This is a genomic window from Sphingobacterium spiritivorum (assembly GCF_016725325.1).
In the GTDB taxonomy this organism is placed as follows: Bacteria; Bacteroidota; Bacteroidia; order Sphingobacteriales; family Sphingobacteriaceae; genus Sphingobacterium.
In genome coordinates this window covers 2,695,373-2,715,141 of the sequence record NZ_CP068083.1, presented here as the reverse complement: position 1 = coordinate 2,715,141, position 19,769 = coordinate 2,695,373, and the positions used below count along the sequence as shown (strand labels likewise).

20 protein-coding genes are annotated in these 19,769 nt (G+C 39.7%); 3 read left to right on the top strand and 17 right to left on the bottom strand.

What is annotated here, in order from left to right:
• Positions 1 to 9: 9 nt before the first annotated feature.
• Positions 10 to 813, bottom strand: coding sequence for a DNA-binding protein (locus I6J02_RS11185; protein WP_201678086.1), 804 nt, complete (start codon positions 811 to 813; stop codon positions 10 to 12).
• 128 nt (positions 814 to 941) lie between these two features.
• Complete coding sequence (gyrB, locus tag I6J02_RS11180) at positions 942 to 2,900, bottom strand: DNA topoisomerase (ATP-hydrolyzing) subunit B (RefSeq protein WP_201678085.1); 1,959 nt, start codon at positions 2,898 to 2,900, stop codon at positions 942 to 944.
• A gap of 211 nt (positions 2,901 to 3,111) precedes the next feature.
• On the opposite strand from gyrB, the gene I6J02_RS11175 reads away from it, so the two are divergent.
• Together I6J02_RS11175 and I6J02_RS11170 are read left to right on the top strand one after the other, a co-directional pair.
• Positions 3,112 to 3,720 (top strand): OmpH family outer membrane protein, encoded by a 609-nt coding sequence (locus tag I6J02_RS11175; protein ID WP_201678084.1) that lies wholly within the window; start codon positions 3,112 to 3,114, stop codon positions 3,718 to 3,720.
• A 118-nt stretch (positions 3,721 to 3,838) separates the two neighbouring features.
• Positions 3,839 to 4,744, top strand: a complete 906-nt coding sequence (locus tag I6J02_RS11170; protein ID WP_201678083.1) for a CorA family divalent cation transporter — start codon at positions 3,839 to 3,841, stop codon at positions 4,742 to 4,744.
• On the opposite strand, the gene tsaB is transcribed toward I6J02_RS11170, so the two are convergent.
• From tsaB to mscL, 5 genes are all read right to left on the bottom strand, one after another.
• Positions 4,745 to 5,446: a tRNA (adenosine(37)-N6)-threonylcarbamoyltransferase complex dimerization subunit type 1 TsaB gene (gene tsaB / locus I6J02_RS11165; protein WP_201678082.1), complete on the bottom strand. Its 702-nt coding sequence runs from the start codon at positions 5,444 to 5,446 to the stop codon at positions 4,745 to 4,747.
• Between the two features lie 11 nt (positions 5,447 to 5,457).
• Positions 5,458 to 5,712 (bottom strand): membrane protein insertion efficiency factor YidD, encoded by a 255-nt coding sequence (yidD, locus tag I6J02_RS11160; RefSeq protein WP_201678081.1) that lies wholly within the window; start codon positions 5,710 to 5,712, stop codon positions 5,458 to 5,460.
• Positions 5,675 to 6,082 (bottom strand): ribonuclease P protein component, encoded by a 408-nt coding sequence (rnpA, locus tag I6J02_RS11155; protein WP_201678080.1) that lies wholly within the window; start codon positions 6,080 to 6,082, stop codon positions 5,675 to 5,677. Before rnpA ends, yidD begins: the two co-directional genes overlap by 38 nt.
• A gap of 62 nt (positions 6,083 to 6,144) precedes the next feature.
• Positions 6,145 to 6,303 (bottom strand): 50S ribosomal protein L34, encoded by a 159-nt coding sequence (gene rpmH / locus I6J02_RS11150; RefSeq protein WP_003002285.1) that lies wholly within the window; start codon positions 6,301 to 6,303, stop codon positions 6,145 to 6,147.
• Positions 6,304 to 6,493: 190 nt separating this feature from the next.
• The gene (mscL, locus tag I6J02_RS11145) at positions 6,494 to 6,901 is read right to left on the bottom strand and encodes a large-conductance mechanosensitive channel protein MscL (protein WP_201678079.1); all 408 of its coding nucleotides are present in this window, start codon (positions 6,899 to 6,901) and stop codon (positions 6,494 to 6,496) included.
• 206 nt (positions 6,902 to 7,107) lie between these two features.
• Here mscL and I6J02_RS11140 point away from each other — a divergent pair, with 206 nt between their 5' ends.
• Positions 7,108 to 7,746, top strand: coding sequence for a response regulator transcription factor (locus tag I6J02_RS11140; protein ID WP_115169729.1), 639 nt, complete (start codon positions 7,108 to 7,110; stop codon positions 7,744 to 7,746).
• A gap of 29 nt (positions 7,747 to 7,775) precedes the next feature.
• Here I6J02_RS11140 and I6J02_RS11135 read toward each other — a convergent pair whose 3' ends face one another.
• From I6J02_RS11135 to mraY, 10 genes are all read right to left on the bottom strand, one after another.
• The gene (locus I6J02_RS11135) at positions 7,776 to 8,915 is read right to left on the bottom strand and encodes a sugar phosphate isomerase/epimerase family protein (protein ID WP_201678078.1); all 1,140 of its coding nucleotides are present in this window, start codon (positions 8,913 to 8,915) and stop codon (positions 7,776 to 7,778) included.
• Positions 8,916 to 9,013: 98 nt separating this feature from the next.
• Positions 9,014 to 9,199 carry a histone H1 gene (locus I6J02_RS11130; protein WP_201678077.1) on the bottom strand — a complete coding sequence of 62 codons (186 nt, stop codon included), beginning with the start codon at positions 9,197 to 9,199 and terminating at the stop codon, positions 9,014 to 9,016.
• Positions 9,200 to 9,364: 165 nt separating this feature from the next.
• Positions 9,365 to 11,056, bottom strand: a complete 1,692-nt coding sequence (ftsZ, locus tag I6J02_RS11125; RefSeq protein WP_201678076.1) for a cell division protein FtsZ — start codon at positions 11,054 to 11,056, stop codon at positions 9,365 to 9,367.
• Positions 11,057 to 11,194: 138 nt separating this feature from the next.
• Positions 11,195 to 12,571 (bottom strand): cell division protein FtsA, encoded by a 1,377-nt coding sequence (gene ftsA, locus I6J02_RS11120; RefSeq protein WP_201678075.1) that lies wholly within the window; start codon positions 12,569 to 12,571, stop codon positions 11,195 to 11,197.
• A 46-nt stretch (positions 12,572 to 12,617) separates the two neighbouring features.
• The gene (locus I6J02_RS11115) at positions 12,618 to 13,439 is read right to left on the bottom strand and encodes a cell division protein FtsQ/DivIB (RefSeq protein ID WP_201678074.1); all 822 of its coding nucleotides are present in this window, start codon (positions 13,437 to 13,439) and stop codon (positions 12,618 to 12,620) included.
• Positions 13,429 to 14,787 (bottom strand): UDP-N-acetylmuramate--L-alanine ligase, encoded by a 1,359-nt coding sequence (murC, locus tag I6J02_RS11110; RefSeq protein ID WP_201678073.1) that lies wholly within the window; start codon positions 14,785 to 14,787, stop codon positions 13,429 to 13,431. The genes I6J02_RS11115 and murC overlap by 11 nt, the downstream gene beginning before the upstream one ends.
• Before the next feature lie 4 nt (positions 14,788 to 14,791).
• Positions 14,792 to 15,889: an undecaprenyldiphospho-muramoylpentapeptide beta-N-acetylglucosaminyltransferase gene (gene murG / locus I6J02_RS11105; RefSeq protein ID WP_201678072.1), complete on the bottom strand. Its 1,098-nt coding sequence runs from the start codon at positions 15,887 to 15,889 to the stop codon at positions 14,792 to 14,794.
• A 17-nt stretch (positions 15,890 to 15,906) separates the two neighbouring features.
• Positions 15,907 to 17,106 (bottom strand): FtsW/RodA/SpoVE family cell cycle protein, encoded by a 1,200-nt coding sequence (locus I6J02_RS11100; protein ID WP_003002296.1) that lies wholly within the window; start codon positions 17,104 to 17,106, stop codon positions 15,907 to 15,909.
• 38 nt (positions 17,107 to 17,144) lie between these two features.
• Positions 17,145 to 18,518 (bottom strand): UDP-N-acetylmuramoyl-L-alanine--D-glutamate ligase, encoded by a 1,374-nt coding sequence (murD, locus tag I6J02_RS11095; protein ID WP_201678071.1) that lies wholly within the window; start codon positions 18,516 to 18,518, stop codon positions 17,145 to 17,147.
• Positions 18,519 to 18,521: 3 nt separating this feature from the next.
• On the bottom strand, positions 18,522 to 19,766 hold the full coding sequence (gene mraY / locus I6J02_RS11090; protein ID WP_003002298.1) for a phospho-N-acetylmuramoyl-pentapeptide-transferase: 1,245 nt from the start codon (positions 19,764 to 19,766) through the stop codon (positions 18,522 to 18,524).
• Positions 19,767 to 19,769 lie beyond the last annotated feature (3 nt).

Below are 19,769 nucleotides of genomic sequence, written 5' to 3'. Positions count from 1 at the left end.
CGGATTGGATCACAAACCATAGGCTAATGCTATTTGGGGAGATGTACCCAGATTGGGATGAAAAGATGAAGATAGGTCGATCCTTACCCTTGGGAGTACAAAGCCTAGTCCTGCAAAGTATTCTATTGGATTAGAAGATACTCCTCCTCTGACCACCAGACTCGGATGTAAGCGGTATTCCAGGCCACTCCTTACAAACCACCGCTCCTGAAGATCAGAAATCAGATCAACGTTCACCATAAGACCGGAAGATATCCGATAGTTGGTTCCCGCTCCTATTTCCTGAACTATGCGATCTGTTACAGCTCCCTTTAAGACTGCATTTGTAATATTCTTAAATATAAATCCAACTGTAAGCGAGGGATTACAAGCATACTGTAGACCCAGATCGAATGACATTACCTGTTCTCCTCCGTATTTTGCTACAGACTTCCGATGATAATTTAAGGAGACAGAAGTGGATAAAATATCTGCAAAATTGCGGGCATAGGAAATATTTGTCCTTAAGAAGGAACTTAATGATGGAATTCCGTAACTATGAACAGAGAAACCAATAGCTCCCAATTCTTTGAGAGGAAGAGCAAAATAAGCTGCCTGCGTTTGAATATCCTGCATAAGAAAATACTTTTGGTAGGCAACTGCCACATTCAGCTCATCTATTTCCACAAGACCAGCCGGATTATTCGTCAGACTGTAAATTCCTCCTAAAGCAATACCCGTATTTCCAATTCCCTGAAAAGGTGCAGCATTAAAGGGTTGAGATACTGCTTTAAGAGAAATTAACATTAAAAATATTAATTTCTTTAATTTCATAATTTATAATAACTGATCCTTTATTTCTTGAAATTAAACAATTTATTTCTAAAAGAAAACAAAATAACATAAAAAAGCCTGTTGAAAATTTCAACAGGCTTTTTTATGTTATTTTGTTTTCTTAAAAATTAAGCATCAATTTTTGCATAACGGGCATTCTTCTCAATAAATTCGCGACGTGGAGCAACCTCATCCCCCATTAGCATGGAAAAAATACGATCGCATTCAGCAGCGTTATCAATAGTCACCTGACGGAGCGTACGATGTTCCGGATTCATAGTTGTATCCCATAATTGTTCGGCATTCATCTCTCCGAGACCTTTATAACGCTGTACATGTACACTGTCCTCTTTACCTGCTCCCTTAAGACGCTGAATAGCCTGTAAACGCTGATCTTCTGTCCATGCATATTGTGATTCTTTACCTTTCTTCACCAGATATAAAGGAGGTGTAGCTATATATACATATCCATTTTCGATCAACTCCTTCATATATCTGAAGTAGAACGTCAGAATCAGCGTAGCAATGTGGCTTCCATCCACATCGGCATCCGTCATGATTACAATTTTATGATAACGAAGTTTTTCAAGATTCAATGCTTTCGCATCATCTGCAGTACCAACACTAACACCTAGTGCAGTAAACATATTCTTGATCTCTTCGTTTTCATATATTTTATGTTCCATTGCCTTTTCTACGTTCAGAATTTTACCTCTTAACGGCATAATAGCTTGAAACTTACGATCGCGTCCCTGCTTGGCTGTTCCACCCGCAGAATCTCCCTCGACAAAGAAAATTTCACACTTGTGCGGATCATTGTCAGAACAATCCGCTAATTTTCCCGGAAGTCCGGATCCGCCCATTACTGTTTTGCGCTGAACCATCTCCCGCGCTTTACGGGCAGCAGCACGTGCCTGAGCTGCGATAACAACCTTCTGTACTATAATCTTCGCTTCACGGGGATTCTCTTCCAGGTAAGTACTTAAAATCTCTCCTACAGCCACATCCACAGCACCCATTACCTCATTATTACCTAATTTGGTCTTAGTCTGTCCCTCAAACTGCGGTTCTGCTACCTTTACAGATATAACAGCTGTAAGTCCTTCTCTAAAGTCATCTCCCGCAATCTCTACTTTCAGGTTTTTTAATAATCCTGAATCCTCAGCATATTTTTTCAAGGTACGCGTAAGTCCGCGGCGGAAACCTGCTACGTGTGAACCACCCTCAATTGTATTAATATTATTCACATACGAGTGAACATTCTCCGAATACGTATCATTATATTGCAGGGCAAGCTCTACCGGAACGCCTTGCTTAATACCTTCTACATATATTGGATTAGGAATCAGAGACTGACGGTTTCCATCTAAGAATTTAACAAATTCCTGCAATCCTCCTTCAGAGAAGAAAACATCTTTTCTAAATGATCCGTCATCCAAGACTTCTCTTTCATCAACAATAGTTAAACGAATTCCTTTATTCAGGAAAGCCAGTTCACGAAGACGATTAGACAAGGTATCATAATTATATACCGTAGTCATCGTAAAGATTTCCGGATCAGGGAAGAAGGTAACCGTTGTACCTGTTCGTTCACTTTCTCCGATTGCCTTTACATCGTATTTAGGTTTCCCTTTTTCATATTCTTGTTTAAAGATCTGACCATCACGGTGTACTTCTGCAATCAATAAGGTTGAAAGCGCATTTACACAGGATACCCCCACACCATGCAGACCACCGGAAACTTTATACGTATCCTTATCAAATTTACCTCCGGCATGCAATACGGTCATGACCAACTCCAAAGCAGACTTATTCTCTTTCTTGTTGATACCTGTAGGAATACCACGTCCGTTATCCTGTACAGAGACTGAATTCCCTTCATGGATGGTAACCAGAATATCGTCACAATACCCGGCTACGGCCTCATCTATAGAATTGTCTACTACTTCATAAACCAAATGGTGTAAGCCTTTTACCCCTGTATCACCAATATACATGGATGGACGTTTACGAACTGCTTCTAAGCCTTCTAATACCTGAATATTATCAGCTGAATATGTAGATGTATTTTTCTTTTCTTCGCTCATGTAAAGATTGTGCTTTGATTAAGTTTTACATTCAAAAATACGAAAAATAAGCCACAAAAACAAGTATATTCCGTACTCAGAAAATGTATTTAAGCATACTGATAACAAGCAATTTAAAAGATTCGCTTCGTAGATTTATTCGCAAAGAGAAGCGGATTTTAAATTTTTTATAGTAGGTTTGTTACTTTAAAATATGACAACCACAAAACGAATGAATAAATTTATTACAACTTTTTCGAAAGCAACACTAGGTGTTATAATCGCGACAGCTGCTATTTCATGTAATCAAAACGCATCCAAGCCGGCAGGTTCGGGTGATTCAACTGGTGCAAAAACCAGTTCATCATCTGTCTCTGAGAAAATTGTTTACATCAATTCTGATACGCTTTCGGAGAAATATGAGTATTTCAAGGACATTAAGTTAAAAATGGAAGCGAAAGTAAAGAAAGCACAAACGGATCTTCAATCCAAAAGTCAGGCTTTCCAACGCGAAGTAGCTGAATACCAACAAAAAGCTGCAAGCATGAGTGCTTCAGAACGTCAGGCAACAGAAGAAAAATTAGCTCGCAAACAAGACGAATTAGGCCGTTTGGATCAGAATGCTTCTGCTTCTATTCAACAAGATGAAGCTACTGAGTTCAACAACGTTTACAAAACAATCACAGAATACCTGAAGAAACATGCTACCGAAAATGGTTATACATTGGTATTGACTTATTCGAAATCAAATCCAACGGTATTGTATGCAGATTCTAAACTGGAAATTACCAAAGAAGTTGTTGAAGCTCTGAATAAAGAGTACAAGGCGACTAAAAAATAAAAACAAGATTTTAAGAAACCACATACAAGGGTCAGCAAAATTTGCCGACCCTTTTTTGATGGCTGAAATTTGTAATTTCAGCCTATGCTGTTTATATTGTACAAACAATACAACCACAATGATAGAAGTTCTGATAGAAGATGACTGCATCCCCTTTGTATGGATTGATATTTCAAATCCAAGCAGAGAAGATTTTAAAGATCTCGCACCGCGCTATAATCTGAATGAAGCATCTATAAAAGACTGTCTGGAAATCGGACACCTCCCCAAAATTGAGGAGTTTGACACCTATCATTTTCTGATCATCAGATCCGTTGCTAATTCATTCGATGAAAACTCAGACAGCATGACTGATATCACGGATCGTGTTTCCATTTTCTTTAATGAGAAATTTGTCATTACTGTCCACCGCAATGAAGTAGAATATCTCAATAACATTAAGAAAGCGGATCGTAAAGGAAAAAAATTCGCCAGTACAAAAGCGTTAATGAATTTCATTACTTCCGAATCCTTAAAGACATTTGAAAACCTGGCCATGAACGGCCTTTCCGAACGGCTGGATGATTACGAAGGGATTGTATTTTTACATAGTAAACGGAAGCTTTTCTTAAAACGCCTTTACTATCTGAAAAGACAGATTGACGTGATCCGGAATATTCTGGCTATATGCAAGGATATTGTAGATTATTTTCATATGCCCGAATACAAAAATATATATACGCAAGATCTGAGAGATTTATACCTTCGGAATTCGACTCTCTATCGCAACCTTTCCGAAAACACCAGCCAGCTGCTGTCTGTATACTTCAATATTGAATCTAACCATACCAATGAGATTATGCGTACGCTAACCATTATCTCTGTATTCTTTATGCCACTGACATTTATTGCTGGAATATATGGTATGAACTTCAAAAATATGCCCGAGCTCGAATGGTATTACGGATATCCGTTATCCTTAGGAATGATGGCTTTTGTGGCAGCGGTGATCTATGTTTGGTTCAAACGTAAAAGATGGATGTAACTATCTTTTTTTAGGTGTAGTCGCAACAAAATCTTTAAGATAATACGGTTCGAAATAAGCGACATCTTCGAAAGACTCGTTGTTCATCTTTTCAAAGGCCTGATACGTCATATAATCTGCTGAATTGGAAAAATCATCGTATACACGAATCAAAGGATTAGCTTCAAATAAAGTCTTGAATTTAGGTGCTCCGGAGCCAAACAAATGCAAATGATATCCGTCTGCTTCGTATGTATGAAAAAAATCCTGATCTATTACATTAGCTCCAACCGGAACGACCTGATGACCATTCTGATCATACAAAGCAGAATAGACTTCCATTCTTCTGGCATCAATCATGGGACAGTATAGAACTTTCTTATCTTCCTGTATTCCCTTTTGCAAAAATCCATTGAACATAGCGGACAAGGTATCAATGGCAATAAGTGGTATATCCAATGCATAACATAATCCTTTTGCCGCAGAGACACCAATCCGTAGACCGGTATAGGATCCGGGCCCCATACTGACAGCTACTGCTCTTAAATCCTGAATAGTAATACCCGCATCCTGTAAGGCTTTTTCAATAAAAACGGTAAGATGTGTTGCATGAATATTATTTTCTTCAGCTCCTACTGTTGTGATAACATGACCATCCAGACTGACTGCTACCGAACAAGCCGGAGTAGCGGTCTCTATCTGCAAAATATAGTTTTTATTCATATACAAGATTATTAGGGAACAGGGTCATGCCCGTGTCCTCCCCATGGATTACATCTTAAAATTCGTTTGATTGCCAGCCAGCCACCTTTAAAAGGACCGTGTTTTTTAATCGCCTCCATACCGTACTGTGAACATGTAGGTGTGTAACGGCAGTTCGCTCCCAGTAATGGAGATATAAACAACTGATAAATACGGATAAGGAGAATAAACAAAAACCTGAATGCTCCTTTAATGATCTTTTCCCAAATAAAGATGAGTGCTTTCATTTTTCAGTTTATTCAATGCTAATGCTAATTTCACTTTCATCTCCGAAAAGGGCAGTTCTGTCTTTCCTACATACTGTATAGCTACCAGCAAATTTAGGTGATGATCTTCAAGAAAAGAATAAAGGATTTCTTTTTTTTGTGTACGATAAGCCTCCCTCATCCTTCGTTTGAGCAGATTACGGGTTACTGCTTTCTTATATCTCCTTTTGGAAACCGAAATAATGACCTGTGCAGGTACAGTTATATCAGCGGCCAGACAAAATACAATCCGGAAAGGGTATAAAACAAAAGAAGAACCACTATGAAAAAGGCTATCAATAAGCCTTTTACTGCATAATCGTTCTTCTTTTGTAAAAGTATTATTATTCATATTCGATGACCCGTACAAGCCGGCTATAAAGCTCGGTCTATCTTGCCACCGGCAATGTTTAATTATCCTTTGTGACGGTACTCGTCAGATACTGTTAAGCGTTTTCTACCTTTTGCTCTACGGGAAGCTAACACTCTTCTTCCGTTTGCAGTGCTCATACGTTCTCTGAACCCGTGCTTATTTCTTCTTTTTCTTTGCGATGGCTGAAATGTTCTTTTCATGGCGCTTATGCTATGTATTTAATATTTTTAATTCGTATTATACTCTAAAAGAGGAATGCAAAAGTAACGTTTATATATGAAACAAACAAAATTTATTTCCAATATTTTTATTAAACCTTCTATATAAAAGTGCTCCCGGCATCTTTTATACCGGGAGCACAAATACTCCGCTACTTAGAGCAGAAGTCTATTACTTATTCTTCAGAATATCACGAATTTCAGTCAACAGTGTTTCTTCTTTAGTTGGAGCAGGAGCAGCTGCAGGCGCCGGCTCGTCCTTACGTTTCAATGAATTGAGACCTTTTATCACAAGGAAAATACAGAACGCAACAATCAGAAACTGAATAACGATGTTAATAAAGTTACCATAATTTATGGCTACTTCTTTAATTTTATTAGCTTCATCCCCGGCAGTAAGTACATACTTCATATCCGAAAAATCAATTCCACCTGTAACAAAACCAATCGGAGGCATAATGATATCATCGACCAACGATGTAACAATTTTACCAAAGGCACCACCGATAACAACACCGACAGCTAAATCAACAACGCTCCCGCGCATTGCAAATTCCTTAAATTCTTTAATAAATCCCATTTTTCATCTGTTTAATAATTCATATAAGTATAACAAAAATGATGCTTAAAATTATAGTTTTCGCAAAAAAAAAGCATTTCACAAAAAAATGAAGCATTTTTTATATTTTTGATGGAAGTAGTAATTTGTAATTATTATATTTATCAAAATCTCACTTCACTACGAACAGCCAACTTGAGTATATTTATTATTAATAGTATCTATTCATGAAAAAAATATTAATTGCTGACGATCATAGTATTGTAAGACTGGGAGCGTCTGTCATTATTAAAGGGGTTATTGAAAATGCGAATATAACACAAGCGCAGGATTACAGCGAGATTACCAAATTATTGGACGCTAATCGCTATGATCTGCTCTTGCTTGACATCAATATGCCTGGGGGAAATAACATTAAAGTTATTCATGAAATATTGGCAAAACAAACGGACTTAAAAATACTGGTGTTTTCTTCTTATGATGAATCCTTGTATGCGTTACGCTATATTGAAGCTGGTGCTGTAGGTTATCTAAATAAGAATACTGCTATGTCCGAACTGGGCAATGCTATTCAATGCATTATTTCAAGAGGAAAGTATATGTCCGATGTTGTCACAGACCTGTATCTGAAAAAACTGACGCAGAGCAAATCCAGTCTTCAAAAAGCAAATCCACTGGCAAAGCTCTCTAACAGAGAAATGGATGTAGCCAAACACCTGACTCAGGGCCTGGGCATCCTGGAAGTTTCCAATGAGCTCAAACTGAGTGCATCTACTATCAGCACATACAAAAGCAGGGTATTTGAAAAACTGGGGGTAACGAATATTCCGGAACTTATTCAATTATTTAATTTGCATTCCACCTAACGCCTAGCTGGAATGCAAATTACTGCATACTATAACTGGTCTATAGTTATAACAGGAATGTCTTCTACACGAACATTATTCAATGCGCTCTCATTGCGGTATTTATAACCTTCCTGAACATCGAGATCCCATAGCATAGGGGCAAGAAAATTAATACAAGTCGCAAACCCCTGATTGGTCGCTGCAAAATTACCAGTATCCTTAGAATTTTTAGCTTCATTTTCAATCTCAAAAGGACCAGTATAACCTCTCTCTTGCAGGGTATCTACAAAACCTCTCCAATCCATACTGTCCGAACCTCCGAAGCCAGGAAGCATAGCTTCATAGTGATGTCTGTCCCAATCATGCTGAGGCACATCAACACCTGCAGCCTGTGCCAAAGACGAATCTACAGTCTGCATAGGATACATACCTCCCCACTCTACTCTTGCTCTGGTAGACAAATTGCGGGTTGTCTTTACATGAATACGATGTAATCGGCTGATATCGGTCAGTTTCATAACTTCTACAGGATCCGTATTCTGCCAGACATCATGTGAAGGATCGTAAATTTCACCATGTGCTTTACTCGGAATCATCGCATACATAAGCTTACGTGCAGCCAATGTAGCAGGCAGGTTGTTATATGTCGAAGTAAATCTGGATGACCTCCAGCCCTCCATAGGGCAGTTCTCGTATAATATAGTTACTCCCAGAGATTCTGCATACCTGACAATAGGTTCGAATACTTCTTTATATTTCTCCAGGTTTTTCTGAAATCCGTCTATTTCATTACCCAATTCATGGTTGTAGCCGACGAAAGTACCAACCTTTACATTATTAGTATCACCTCCCAATAGATAAGCGATACGGATCAGCTTAAGCAGGTGATTCTGATTCTTTACGCGTTGCTCCGGATCTCCGCCTATCATATTTTCAAAAGCTCCCAGAGAAAGCTGCAGGCCGTTAGCATTAAACAGATCTATTAATCGGCTGGCACTTTCTGGTGTAAATTCATCATATTCCAAATGAGTGGCGGTATGATCCTCACGTGTACCGTCTTTTCTGAAGACACAGAGATCAATACCTTGAGCACCTACTTTCACAGCAGTCTGAATCAATTCTTCCAGAGAAAGTTTATCATACGCAGAACTCATTACCCATATGGGATTATTAAGCTTATTAGACATGTTATTTCCTTTATTTAAATAGATATGGTGTAGGGTAAAGATAATAAAAAAAGCCCTTATTAAAGGGCCTTCTCTATGACTTATGGGTGCAGGACTCTCTATTTAGAGTTTTTCAAATCCTGAACTCCTAAACGAAGGGTTTGAGCATGCGTCTTAATATCTTGCAATGTTTTTCTTACACGCGTACCTGCTGCACTATTCCCTTTGTTAAAGAATTTGTCTGCATCACCTTCAAGACCATCGATTAGAGCCTTTAATTCTTTGAATTTATCAATACTTGCCATAATTTAATTGTTTGAGTTTTTTATAATTAATTATCAATCACTGTATAACATAAAAATAACATCTATTTTTTGAAAAAAAAAATTTTGTCTTTCTTTTTACGTGTTTAACAAAAAAAGCGGCATGAATCACTTCAAGCCGCCTTCCATATAAATAGAGTTGTATGACTAGTCTACATTATCATGTAAAAAAGAATTGTTAGGACGGATCTCTGTTTCGCCTTCGTCAAAAGATAACGTAAAACGAGACACTGCCGACTGCGATGAGTGCGGAAGATCTTCCAATGATTTTTGCTTACGTTTATAAGCAGGTTCGTTTTCAAGCTCCTGTAAACCGTTTGAAGACTTCAGTTTCATACTTAATTCTTTCAGACGCAGGATGCGCTCTTTAGTCTTAAGCAACTGATCTTCAAAGCTTGCCGGCTCTTCAATATGTGTCGATATGTTTGATTCTTCTACTGTATTATTTACTTCCTCAATAGGATTAACAGAAGCATGTTGATAAGCATCAAATACTGTTGGTAACTCAAACTGGAATACTGAAGGTGAAGTTTTCAATTCAAAACCATCGTTTTTAACTTCTTCTTCTTGTTTGATAACCGTCTCGTTTACTTCAAGCGTATGACGCACGACAGTTTCAGTTTCAGTCTTAGTTGTCTGCGTATATGCATTTGTTGTATTTCCATTTGTTTTTGGAGAGAATAAGTCTACCTGAGGCTGTACCACTGTATTTGTTACCTGATTTTCGGGTTGTTGAACAGGATTAACGACAGATGGAGCAGCTTCTCTTGGGACAAACTGATTTTGTGAAACAGGCTTTACAAAAGGATTTGCATTATTCTCCGGAGTCAGAGGTAAGGCTATTTTTTCATTCTGTTTTTCCTTTACACGTTGTTCACTTGTCTGAAAACCTGTAGCAATGATTGTAACAGACAATTCATCTTCCAGCGTATTGTCAATACAGTTACCCCAGATCAGATCTGCAGAAAGGCCTGCTTTATCCTGAATAAAGTCTGTAATAATAGCAACTTCATCCATTGTCACTTCCATTGTACCGGAAGTAATATTTAATAAGATATAACGTGCACCTTCAATTTCATTATCTTTCAATAACGGAGAAGCCAGAGCACCAGTCACTGCTTCCAGAGCACGGTTATCACCTTTAGCTTTCGCATTACCCATAATGGCAACACCACTATCATTCATGACTGTACGAACGTCTTTGAAATCGACGTTGACATAACCAGGAATAGTGATAATCTCTGCAATACCTTTTGCAGCAGTCGTCAATATATCATCTGCTTTAGCAAAGGCTGCTGTCATAGTCAGGTTGCCGAAGATCTCACGAAGACGATCGTTAGAGATCACTAAATAGGAATCTACATATTTACGTAATTCTTCCAATCCTTCTTCAGCCTGCGCACGACGTTTTTTTCCTTCAAATGTAAAAGGTGTAGTTATAATCGCTACAGTCAGAATACCAAGTTCTTTAGCTGCTTTTGCCAATACCGGACTTGCTCCAGTACCGGTACCACCACCCATACCTGCTGTTATAAATAACATTTTGGTATTAGTACCCAGCATGCGTTTGATATCTTCAATACTCTCAATAGCCGAATTTTCACCCACATCAGGGTCAGCACCTGCACCCATACCTTCGGTAAGACTTGCTCCCAATTGCACCTTATTAGGTATCGGGCTCAATTCTAATGCCTGTGCATCAGTGTTACAAACTATAAAATCTACTCCGCTGATTCCCTGATTATACATGTGGTTGACGGCATTGCCCCCACCTCCACCAATCCCGATAACCTTGATTATCGAAGACTGTTCCTTTAACATTTCAAACTGTATTGACATAACTTTTCCCTATTTAACTATTGCTGAGAGACTTATATTTTACAAAAACCTTCAACAATTCTAATGTAATAATACCAATTTCTTAACAACAGTTTTCCACATTTGTTAGAATGTGGAAAAATCACTGATTGTTGAAAACTATTTCTTTCCTATAAAGGTGTCATCATCAATTCCCGCGTCGTCCTTGATAAATTCGGTCAAAAACTTTTTTAACCAACCTTCTTTCTTCTGCTGCTTTTCAGCAATATCTTTTACTCCCGGAGTGCTTGCTGTTTTAGGCGTACGCTTGATCGAATCTTCATGCTCAGAAGCCTCTTCATCTTCAATAGCCTGAATACCCTTAATCAGCAAACCAATACCTGTAGCATACAACGGGCTCTTCAGCTCATCAAACAACTGCTTGTTGAGCAGATCAGTTTTTGCCAGATACTCATTCGGATATCCGATACGACAATCGATACCGGTTATATATTCTACCAGTTGTACCAGGTGTTTCAATTGTGCTCCACCACCGGTTACCACAATTCCACCGATCAGTTTATCTTCATAACCTGAAGATTTGATTTCGTAGTATACGTGTTCGATGATCTCTTCCATACGAGCCTGGATGATATACGCCAGATTTTTCACTGAAATCTCTTTCGCTTCTCTTCCGCGAATGCCCGGTACACAGATGACTTCATTTTCTTTATTCTCGTCAGCTAAAGCTGATCCATATCTGACCTTTAATAATTCAGCCTGATTACGCAATACTGAACATCCCTGACGGATGTCTTCAGTCACAATATTACCACCCAAAGGAATAACAGCAGTATGACGGATAATTCCCTCATGGAAAATCGCCACGTCGGTAGTACCACCACCGATATCAACTAATACAACACCAGCATTTTTTTCATCTTCATCCAATACAGCTTCGGATGACGCTAAAGGTTCAAGCACTAATGATGACACCTCTAATGAGGAATAATCAACGCATCTTTTGATATTTTTAATATCTGTAACACGTCCGGAAATAATATGAAAATTCGCTTCGATACGACGACCCGCCATACCCACAGGCTCTTTGATACCCGGTTCGTTATCGATAGTAAATTCCTGCGGAAGTACATGGATAATTTCCTCTCCCGGAGGAAGTACCAATTTGTACATATCAGAAATCAATCTTTCGATGTCTCTTCTTCCGACTTCATCATCATCGTTTTTGGTCAGAATACCCCGATGCTGAATACTCTTGATGTGCTGTCCGGCTATACCTACGTTGACCACTTTGATGTCTACATTTGACAAACCTTCTGCCAATGCGACTGCCTCTTTAATGCTGGTAACGGTTTTTTGGATATTGGCCACGACTCCACGGTTTACACCTGCAGACTCCGCTTTCCCTACTCCTAATAATTCGATTTTATTTGTCCCGCTACGACGTCCTACGGTCACACAAATCTTTGTGGTACCGATGTCAAGACCAACAATAATTGGATTCTCCTTTTCGCTGTCTGTTATTCTTGGTTTCATATTGCTGTGTATTAATGCTGTATATTAATAATATTATTTCCTGTATTTACTTTTTAACGATAGACAGACTATCAATAGTCCAACTCCCCTTTCGTTCGCACACAATCTGGTGTGCATATTTTACATTTATTTTATTGTATGCCTCTGTTCCTACTCTCGGTAAGATCTGATTGTAAAAAAGCTTTAAACGATCAAACTTACTTTCCAGTGAATCCGCATTCCCGATAACCAGATCCTGGCTACCTACACGGGGAATCAATTCGATATCCTTATCGTCGTTTACATACAACTGAACGACCTGATTGCCCCAGAGCTCATCATTATTTACATATTTGACGACTTCAAGTAAATTTTTCAATGTCCCGGACTCAATTGTATCGAGCGCCTGCTTATAGCCTTCTGAAATATTACCAGTCGCCACCAAAACCCGGGGAACATATTTAAGGGTAACCGGAATCTTCAATCCGGTTGGATCCACATAAAAGTCCTTTCCCGCTTTATTGATTACACGCATGATGACTTCACGCTGGCTAACTTTTACCTGCATCACCCCATCCATATCCATATGCACTTCTGCTGACGATACATAGGGTAATTTTTCGAGTGTCAACTCTATCTTATGCAGAGGTATACTCGACAGTTGTTTACCGGCAACTGATCCGTATGTCTTGTTGATCAGATTGGAAATATCCTGCTGATCAATAAAGGTTTCTTTACCTTCAATAATAACATGTAAGTCTGTACATACCTGTGCATTGTCCTTTTTTCCGACTAAGGACATAAGCATCCCCACTCCGGCTAAGGCCACAATACCAAGCACGGCATATAATACCGCACTCCATCGTATGTTACGCAACTTATTGAGCATTGTCCAATATTGCTTTTAATGGTTTTATCAATCTATCAATATCTCCGGCTCCAACTGTTACCACCAGCTCCGGTTTCTCCTCTTTGATAATAGTTAATACTTCCTGAGGTGATACTACACGTTTGTTGTCTAATTTTATCTTATCCGCCAGCCATGTGGATGTAACTCCTTCTATCGGCAACTCTCTCGCCGGGTATATCTCCATTAGCAACAGCTCATCTGCCATCGCCAGTACGTCAGCAAAGCCGTCAACAAAATCCCGGGTACGACTAAAAAGGTGAGGCTGAAAAACAACCGTTAGCTTCTTCGTCGGATATAATTTGCGCATCGAAGAAATAAATGCTCTTAACTCTTCCGGATGATGTGCATAATCATCAATGTATATAGTCTGCGGATTACGAACGATATATTCAAATCTGCGTTTCACTCCCTTGAAAGTGCTCAGGGCGTTTACAATTTTTGCATCAGCAATACCCAATAGCCGTGCTGCTGTAATTGCAGCTACAGCATTTTCTACATTGTGAATCCCCGGTATTCCTAAGTGAATATCACTTATCTTACCCTCCGGATGCACATAATCAAAGTAAAATTCTCCCTCTCTGACATGTATATTTTCCGCATACACATCTCCTTCCCCTTTTCCTGAATAACTGATCTGCCCTTTAAACGGCAATCCGGTTTTCACTATACGTGTCCCATCTTCAACTACACGATCCAGAAACAGGGAAAAGGATTCTATTAAATGGCTTTCGTCTCCATAAATATCCAGGTGATCAGCATCTGCTGAGGTCACAACCGCAATATTCGGATGCAGTGTCAAAAACGATCTGTCGTACTCATCAGCCTCTACAACGACTGTATTATTCGAACCAAACAGCACATTAGAATCATAGTTAGAACTAATTCCGCCAAGGAACGCCGAACAGTCATATCCGGAATCTTTCAGAATATGCGCGATCATTGTAGAAGTAGTAGTCTTACCATGTGTACCAGCTACCGCAATCGTAAACCGGCTGGCACTGATAAAGCCTAAAACCTGTGAACGCTTATACAGCTCATGCCCAAGATTACTGAGGTAATTTTTGATCTTCAGTTCTTTTGGAACAGCCGGAGTATAGATAATCAAAGTGTCCGGGCCGGTATGCATAAATGATTCCGGAATAGCATCTGTGTTATCTTCATAGATGACCGGAATTCCTTCCTGTACCAGTGTATCAGTAAGATCGGATTCGGTCTTATCATAGCCTGCCACTTCACATCCCAACCGATGAAAATAGCGCGCCAACCCACTCATGCCTATACCGCCGATGCCAATCAGATAAACCCGTTTTATATTATCGATATTCATATTCCTATTTTGCTATTTCAATAACCTGTTTTGCAATTACATCATCTGCATCGAGCAATGCCAGTTTTTTAATATTGGCACTCAATTCTGCTGATCGCTCTACATCATTCAATAACTGAAGAGCAGTTGTTATTAATTTCTCTCCTGCTTCTGCGTCTCTGACCAGAACTGCTGCTTTCTTATTCACGAGCGAAAGCGCATTTTTGGTCTGATGATCTTCTGCAACGTTGGGCGAAGGCACCATAATAACCGGCTTACCAACCACACACAATTCAGAAATGGTTCCTGCACCGGATCTGGCAATAATACAGTCAGCTGCCGCATAGGCATAATCCATACGTTGCAGAAATGCAGTCATTTTTATCTGTTCAGGCAATGTATCTTTTAATTCTTCCTGAAGGCTATCATAATAATATCCTCCACATTGCCAGATGACCTGTACATCATTAGCCTTCAACAAGTCCAGACTATTTTTTACACAATCATTTAATGTACGTGCTCCGAGACTTCCTCCTGTCACAAGAATTGTCTTTTTATTGATATCCAGACCAAATGCATTCAATGCTTCCTGTTCTTTACCTTCAACATTGACAGACGCTCGTCTGATCGGATTACCGGTTAGCAATATTTTGTCTGCCGGAAAAAATTGTTCCATTCCTTCAAATGCGACACATATCTTCGCAGCCTTCACACTCAATTTTTTATTGGTCACTCCTGCATACGAATTTTGTTCCTGAAGCAAAGTCGGGATCGCCATTCTATTAGCCATCATAAGCAGTGGTCCTGAAGCAAATCCTCCTACACCAATCGCTACATCCGGTTTGAATTTTTTTATAATTTTCCGTGCCTGCCACAGACTGCGTATCAATTTGAAAGGCAGCATAATATTTTTCCAGAGATGCTGACGGTTGATACCTACAATATCCAATCCCTCGATCTGATACCCTGCAGCCGGCACTTTCTCCATCTCCATTTTACCATTTGCACCGACAAACAGAATTTCTGTAGCCGGATCAAGACGCAACAAAGCATTAGCTATCGCTATCGCAGGAAAGATATGTCCTCCTGTACCGCCTCCGCTTATGATTACTTTCTTTGCCATGTCTTTTACTATATCTCTTATGCTAAAGTTCCTACTACGACCTTTTTAGGTTTCGCTTTTTCCTCCAGCTCTTCTTTCCCTTTTAATTCTTCAATATTCCGGCTCACACTCAGGATAATCCCCAATGCAACACTGGTGAAGAGAATAGATGTTCCTCCCATACTGACCAGTGGCAACGGAACCCCTGTGACCGGACCTAATCCTACTGCCACCGCCATATTGGCCAAAGCCTGTATTGTGAGACTAAAGCCTAAGCCTGCCGCCAGAAAAGCACCGAATGCCCGCGGACTCATCGTCACGATCCGTATGCACCGGTACATCAATACAATGTAGAGCGTCAGTAAGATGACACCTCCTATTGTCCCGTATTCCTCTATAATGATTGCAAAAATAAAATCCGAATATGGGTGAGGCAGCACATTTCGCTGCATACTATTACCCGGACCTTTACCAAAAACACCTCCTGTCGCAATCGCAATCTTAGCGTTATTCGCCTGATAATTTTTATCATCCTGAAAGGAAACCCTTTCCTCTGTATGTACTTCTTCTGTCTTAAAGAACGATTTAATACGACTGTAATAAGTTTGACGTCTTGGACCAAACAGAATAACCAGAGACAATAAAAAACCTACACCTAAACTCACCACTGCAATCTGTTTAAAACTGATCCGCCCGATCAGTAACAGCAGAATACTTACGCCAAAGAGCATCAAAGCCGTCGAAAGATTGGCCAATGCAATCAAAACGAAGATGACACAAACCGATCCCATAATCGGGACAAAGGATTTTTTGACGTCCTTGATTTCTTCTTGCTTGCGGGATAGCATTCTCGCCAGAAAAGTAATCAGGGCCAGCTTGGCCAAATCGGATGTCTGAAAAGTCTGATTGATTACAGGAATCGTCACCCAGCGACTTGCATCATTTACTTTACTACCAAACAGCAAAGTATAGAGTAGCAAGGGTATGGTGATCAACATCAACAATTTGGATATACCAGCATAATACCTGTAATCCACTTTATGTGAAAAATACATTAAAACAAAACCAATGGCTATTATGGAAAAATGTTTCAACAGGTACATTTCTGTCCCTTTCCCCTCTTTGTAGGCTAATGTTCCGACAGAACTATATACGGCCAATAATGACCAGCCAGACAAAATGAGGACTATAATCCAAATCCAGCGATCGCCTTTTGCTTTAGAAAATAGTTGTTCCATACTCCGTTTTATTTAAATGTTGTTTACTTCTGTTCTTTCTACAAAGCCATTACAGCTTCTTTGAATTTGTCTCCACGCTCTTCATAGTTTTTGAACCAGTCAAAACTTGCACAAGCCGGCGATAATAATACGGTATCTCCTTTTTGCGCAATATGTGAAGCAATCTCTACAGCATCTTTCATAGAAGAACTGTTGACGATTACATCTGTATCTTCTTCAAATGATTCATGAATACGGGTATTATCTTTACCTATACATATGATAGCACGAACTTTAGAGCGTACCAGATCGCGAAGCATTTCGTAATCATTTCCTTTGTCCACTCCCCCCATGATCAAAACGATCTGTGGTGAAAAGCTTTCTAATGCATACCATACAGAATTGACATTAGTCGCTTTGGAGTCATTGATATAATTCACGCCTCCGATACAAGCCACATGCTCCAACCTATGCGGGATATTAACGTATGAACTCATGCTTTCCTGCATAGAGCGGTTACGTAATTCCTGAACTTTCGCTACTAATCCTGCCGCCATGTTGTTGTACACATTGTGCTTGCCCTGTAATGACAAATCTTCCGTATTCATAATAAATTGCTCTCCTTTAGGGGTGTTGATTATAATATTCTTCTCTTGATCTAAATATGCGCCCGGGTTGATCACCTGTTCCTGTGTCATAGGCCAAATCGCTGCCTCAGTATGGTGTCGTTCCAGTCCTTTTACTGTCTCTTCATCATCCAGACAATAGATGAAATAATCATTTGCTGTCTGGTTGCGGATCATCCTGAATTTGGAATCCACGTAGTTTTCCATTTTATGGTCGTACCGGTCTAAATGATCCGGTGTGATATTAAGGATCACGGCTACATCTGCACGGAACTGATACATATCATCCAGCATAAAACTGGAAATTTCTAATACATAAACATCAAATTGCTCCTGTGCAACCTGAAGGGCAAAGCTGCGACCTATATTTCCCGCAAGACCTACATTTACCCCTGCTTTCTGCAATATATAGTAGGTCAACATAGTAGTTGTTGACTTGCCGTTTGAACCGGTGATACAATAGAGCTTTGCATCTGTATATTGTGCTGCAAACTCTATCTCCCCGATAACAGGAATTCCTTTTTGTTTTAATGCCACCACCAATGGTGCCGTCTCCGGAATACCCGGACTCTTGACAACAAGGTCTGCATCCAGAATAAGTTCTTCAGAATGACGGCCAGACTCATAAGCAATGCCGGCATCCTCTAACTGCTGCTGATATTTTTCGGCAATGACTCCTTTATCGGAGACCAGCACCTCAAATCCTTTTTGCAGCGCCAATATTGCTGCCCCGACACCGCTTTCACCGGCACCGAGAACAATCAGCTTGCCACTTTGAGGATAATATGTCTGCGCTATATTTGCCATTTTTTATCTCACTTTTAAAGTAACGATTGTCAATATTGCCAATAGAACTCCCACAATTACAAATCGTGTCACGATCTTAGCTTCGTGATACCCTTTCTTCTGATAATGGTGATGCAAAGGAGACATCAGAAAAATCCGGCGTCCCTCTCCATATTTCTTCTTGGTATATTTAAAATATCCCACCTGCATCATCACGGATAGATTCTCTATCAGAAATACACCACACAGCACGGGTATCAATAATTCTTTTCGGATGAGAATAGCAAAAGCAGCAATGATCCCTCCGATCGCCAAACTTCCCGTATCTCCCATAAATACCTGAGCCGGATAAGCATTGTACCAAAGAAATCCTGTACAGGCTCCAATAAATGCTCCTGCGAAAATCACAAGTTCTCCCGAATTGGGGATATACATGATATTCAGATAGTCCGAGAAAATCACGTTACCGGATACATATGCCAGTATGGCTAGTGTAATACCGATTATAGTAGATGTACCTGCTGCCAGACCATCTATCCCATCTGTAATATTAGCACCATTGGAAACAGCGGTCACAATCACGACTACCATAACCAGAAAAACCATAAAGGTGATCATGTCTCCCCTTAGGCCAAACATGGTCAGTACCTTTGCGTAGTCAAATTCATTGTTCTTATAAAATGGGATGTTTGTCTTGCTGGACTTCACATTCTCCGTATAATATTTCTCACCGGTCTGACTATTAATAGATACTTCCACCGGTTTGAGTGAGCCGGGATGAGCTACCTGCTGACGAACAACTATTTCCGGATGGAAATACATTGTCACTGCTATGAATACTCCTAATCCGACCTGACCAATTACTTTGAACTTCCCTTGTAATCCTTCTTTATTCTTCTTAAAAACCTTAATATAATCGTCCAGAAAACCGATCGCGCCCATCCATAATGTAGTCACGATCATCAGGATGATATAGATGTTATCTATCTTCGCAAACAGTAATGTAGGCACCAGTATACCTGCAATGATGATCAGACCACCCATTGTTGGGGTACCTTGCTTCTTCTTCTCTCCCTCCAGTCCCAAATCACGAATGGTCTCACCGACCTGCTTATTATGCAGTATGCGTATCAATCTGCTACCATATACGGTGGTGATTATCAATGAAAGAATAACCGCCATTGCCGTACGGAAAGAGATGTACTGAAACAACCCCGCTCCCGGAATGTGGATATGTTCATTTAACCATGTAAATAAGTAGTATAACATCTC

Bases quoted from the DNA above. Each gene is read 5' to 3' on its own strand.
- I6J02_RS11185 (WP_201678086.1), bottom strand. From the start codon at position 813: ATGAAATTAAAGAAATTAATATTTTTAATGTTAATTTCTCTTAAAGCA.
- gyrB (WP_201678085.1), bottom strand. From the start codon at position 2,900: ATGAGCGAAGAAAAGAAAAATACATCTACATATTCAGCTGATAATATT.
- I6J02_RS11175 (WP_201678084.1), top strand. From the start codon at position 3,112: ATGAATAAATTTATTACAACTTTTTCGAAAGCAACACTAGGTGTTATA.
- I6J02_RS11170 (WP_201678083.1), top strand. From the start codon at position 3,839: ATGATAGAAGTTCTGATAGAAGATGACTGCATCCCCTTTGTATGGATT.
- tsaB (WP_201678082.1), bottom strand. From the start codon at position 5,446: ATGAATAAAAACTATATTTTGCAGATAGAGACCGCTACTCCGGCTTGT.
- yidD (WP_201678081.1), bottom strand. From the start codon at position 5,712: ATGAAAGCACTCATCTTTATTTGGGAAAAGATCATTAAAGGAGCATTC.
- rnpA (WP_201678080.1), bottom strand. From the start codon at position 6,082: ATGAATAATAATACTTTTACAAAAGAAGAACGATTATGCAGTAAAAGG.
- rpmH (WP_003002285.1), bottom strand. From the start codon at position 6,303: ATGAAAAGAACATTTCAGCCATCGCAAAGAAAAAGAAGAAATAAGCAC.
- mscL (WP_201678079.1), bottom strand. From the start codon at position 6,901: ATGGGATTTATTAAAGAATTTAAGGAATTTGCAATGCGCGGGAGCGTT.
- I6J02_RS11140 (WP_115169729.1), top strand. From the start codon at position 7,108: ATGAAAAAAATATTAATTGCTGACGATCATAGTATTGTAAGACTGGGA.
- I6J02_RS11135 (WP_201678078.1), bottom strand. From the start codon at position 8,915: ATGTCTAATAAGCTTAATAATCCCATATGGGTAATGAGTTCTGCGTAT.
- I6J02_RS11130 (WP_201678077.1), bottom strand. From the start codon at position 9,199: ATGGCAAGTATTGATAAATTCAAAGAATTAAAGGCTCTAATCGATGGT.
- ftsZ (WP_201678076.1), bottom strand. From the start codon at position 11,056: ATGTCAATACAGTTTGAAATGTTAAAGGAACAGTCTTCGATAATCAAG.
- ftsA (WP_201678075.1), bottom strand. From the start codon at position 12,571: ATGAAACCAAGAATAACAGACAGCGAAAAGGAGAATCCAATTATTGTT.
- I6J02_RS11115 (WP_201678074.1), bottom strand. From the start codon at position 13,439: ATGCTCAATAAGTTGCGTAACATACGATGGAGTGCGGTATTATATGCC.
- murC (WP_201678073.1), bottom strand. From the start codon at position 14,787: ATGAATATCGATAATATAAAACGGGTTTATCTGATTGGCATCGGCGGT.
- murG (WP_201678072.1), bottom strand. From the start codon at position 15,889: ATGGCAAAGAAAGTAATCATAAGCGGAGGCGGTACAGGAGGACATATC.
- I6J02_RS11100 (WP_003002296.1), bottom strand. From the start codon at position 17,106: ATGGAACAACTATTTTCTAAAGCAAAAGGCGATCGCTGGATTTGGATT.
- murD (WP_201678071.1), bottom strand. From the start codon at position 18,518: ATGGCAAATATAGCGCAGACATATTATCCTCAAAGTGGCAAGCTGATT.
- mraY (WP_003002298.1), bottom strand. From the start codon at position 19,766: ATGTTATACTACTTATTTACATGGTTAAATGAACATATCCACATTCCG.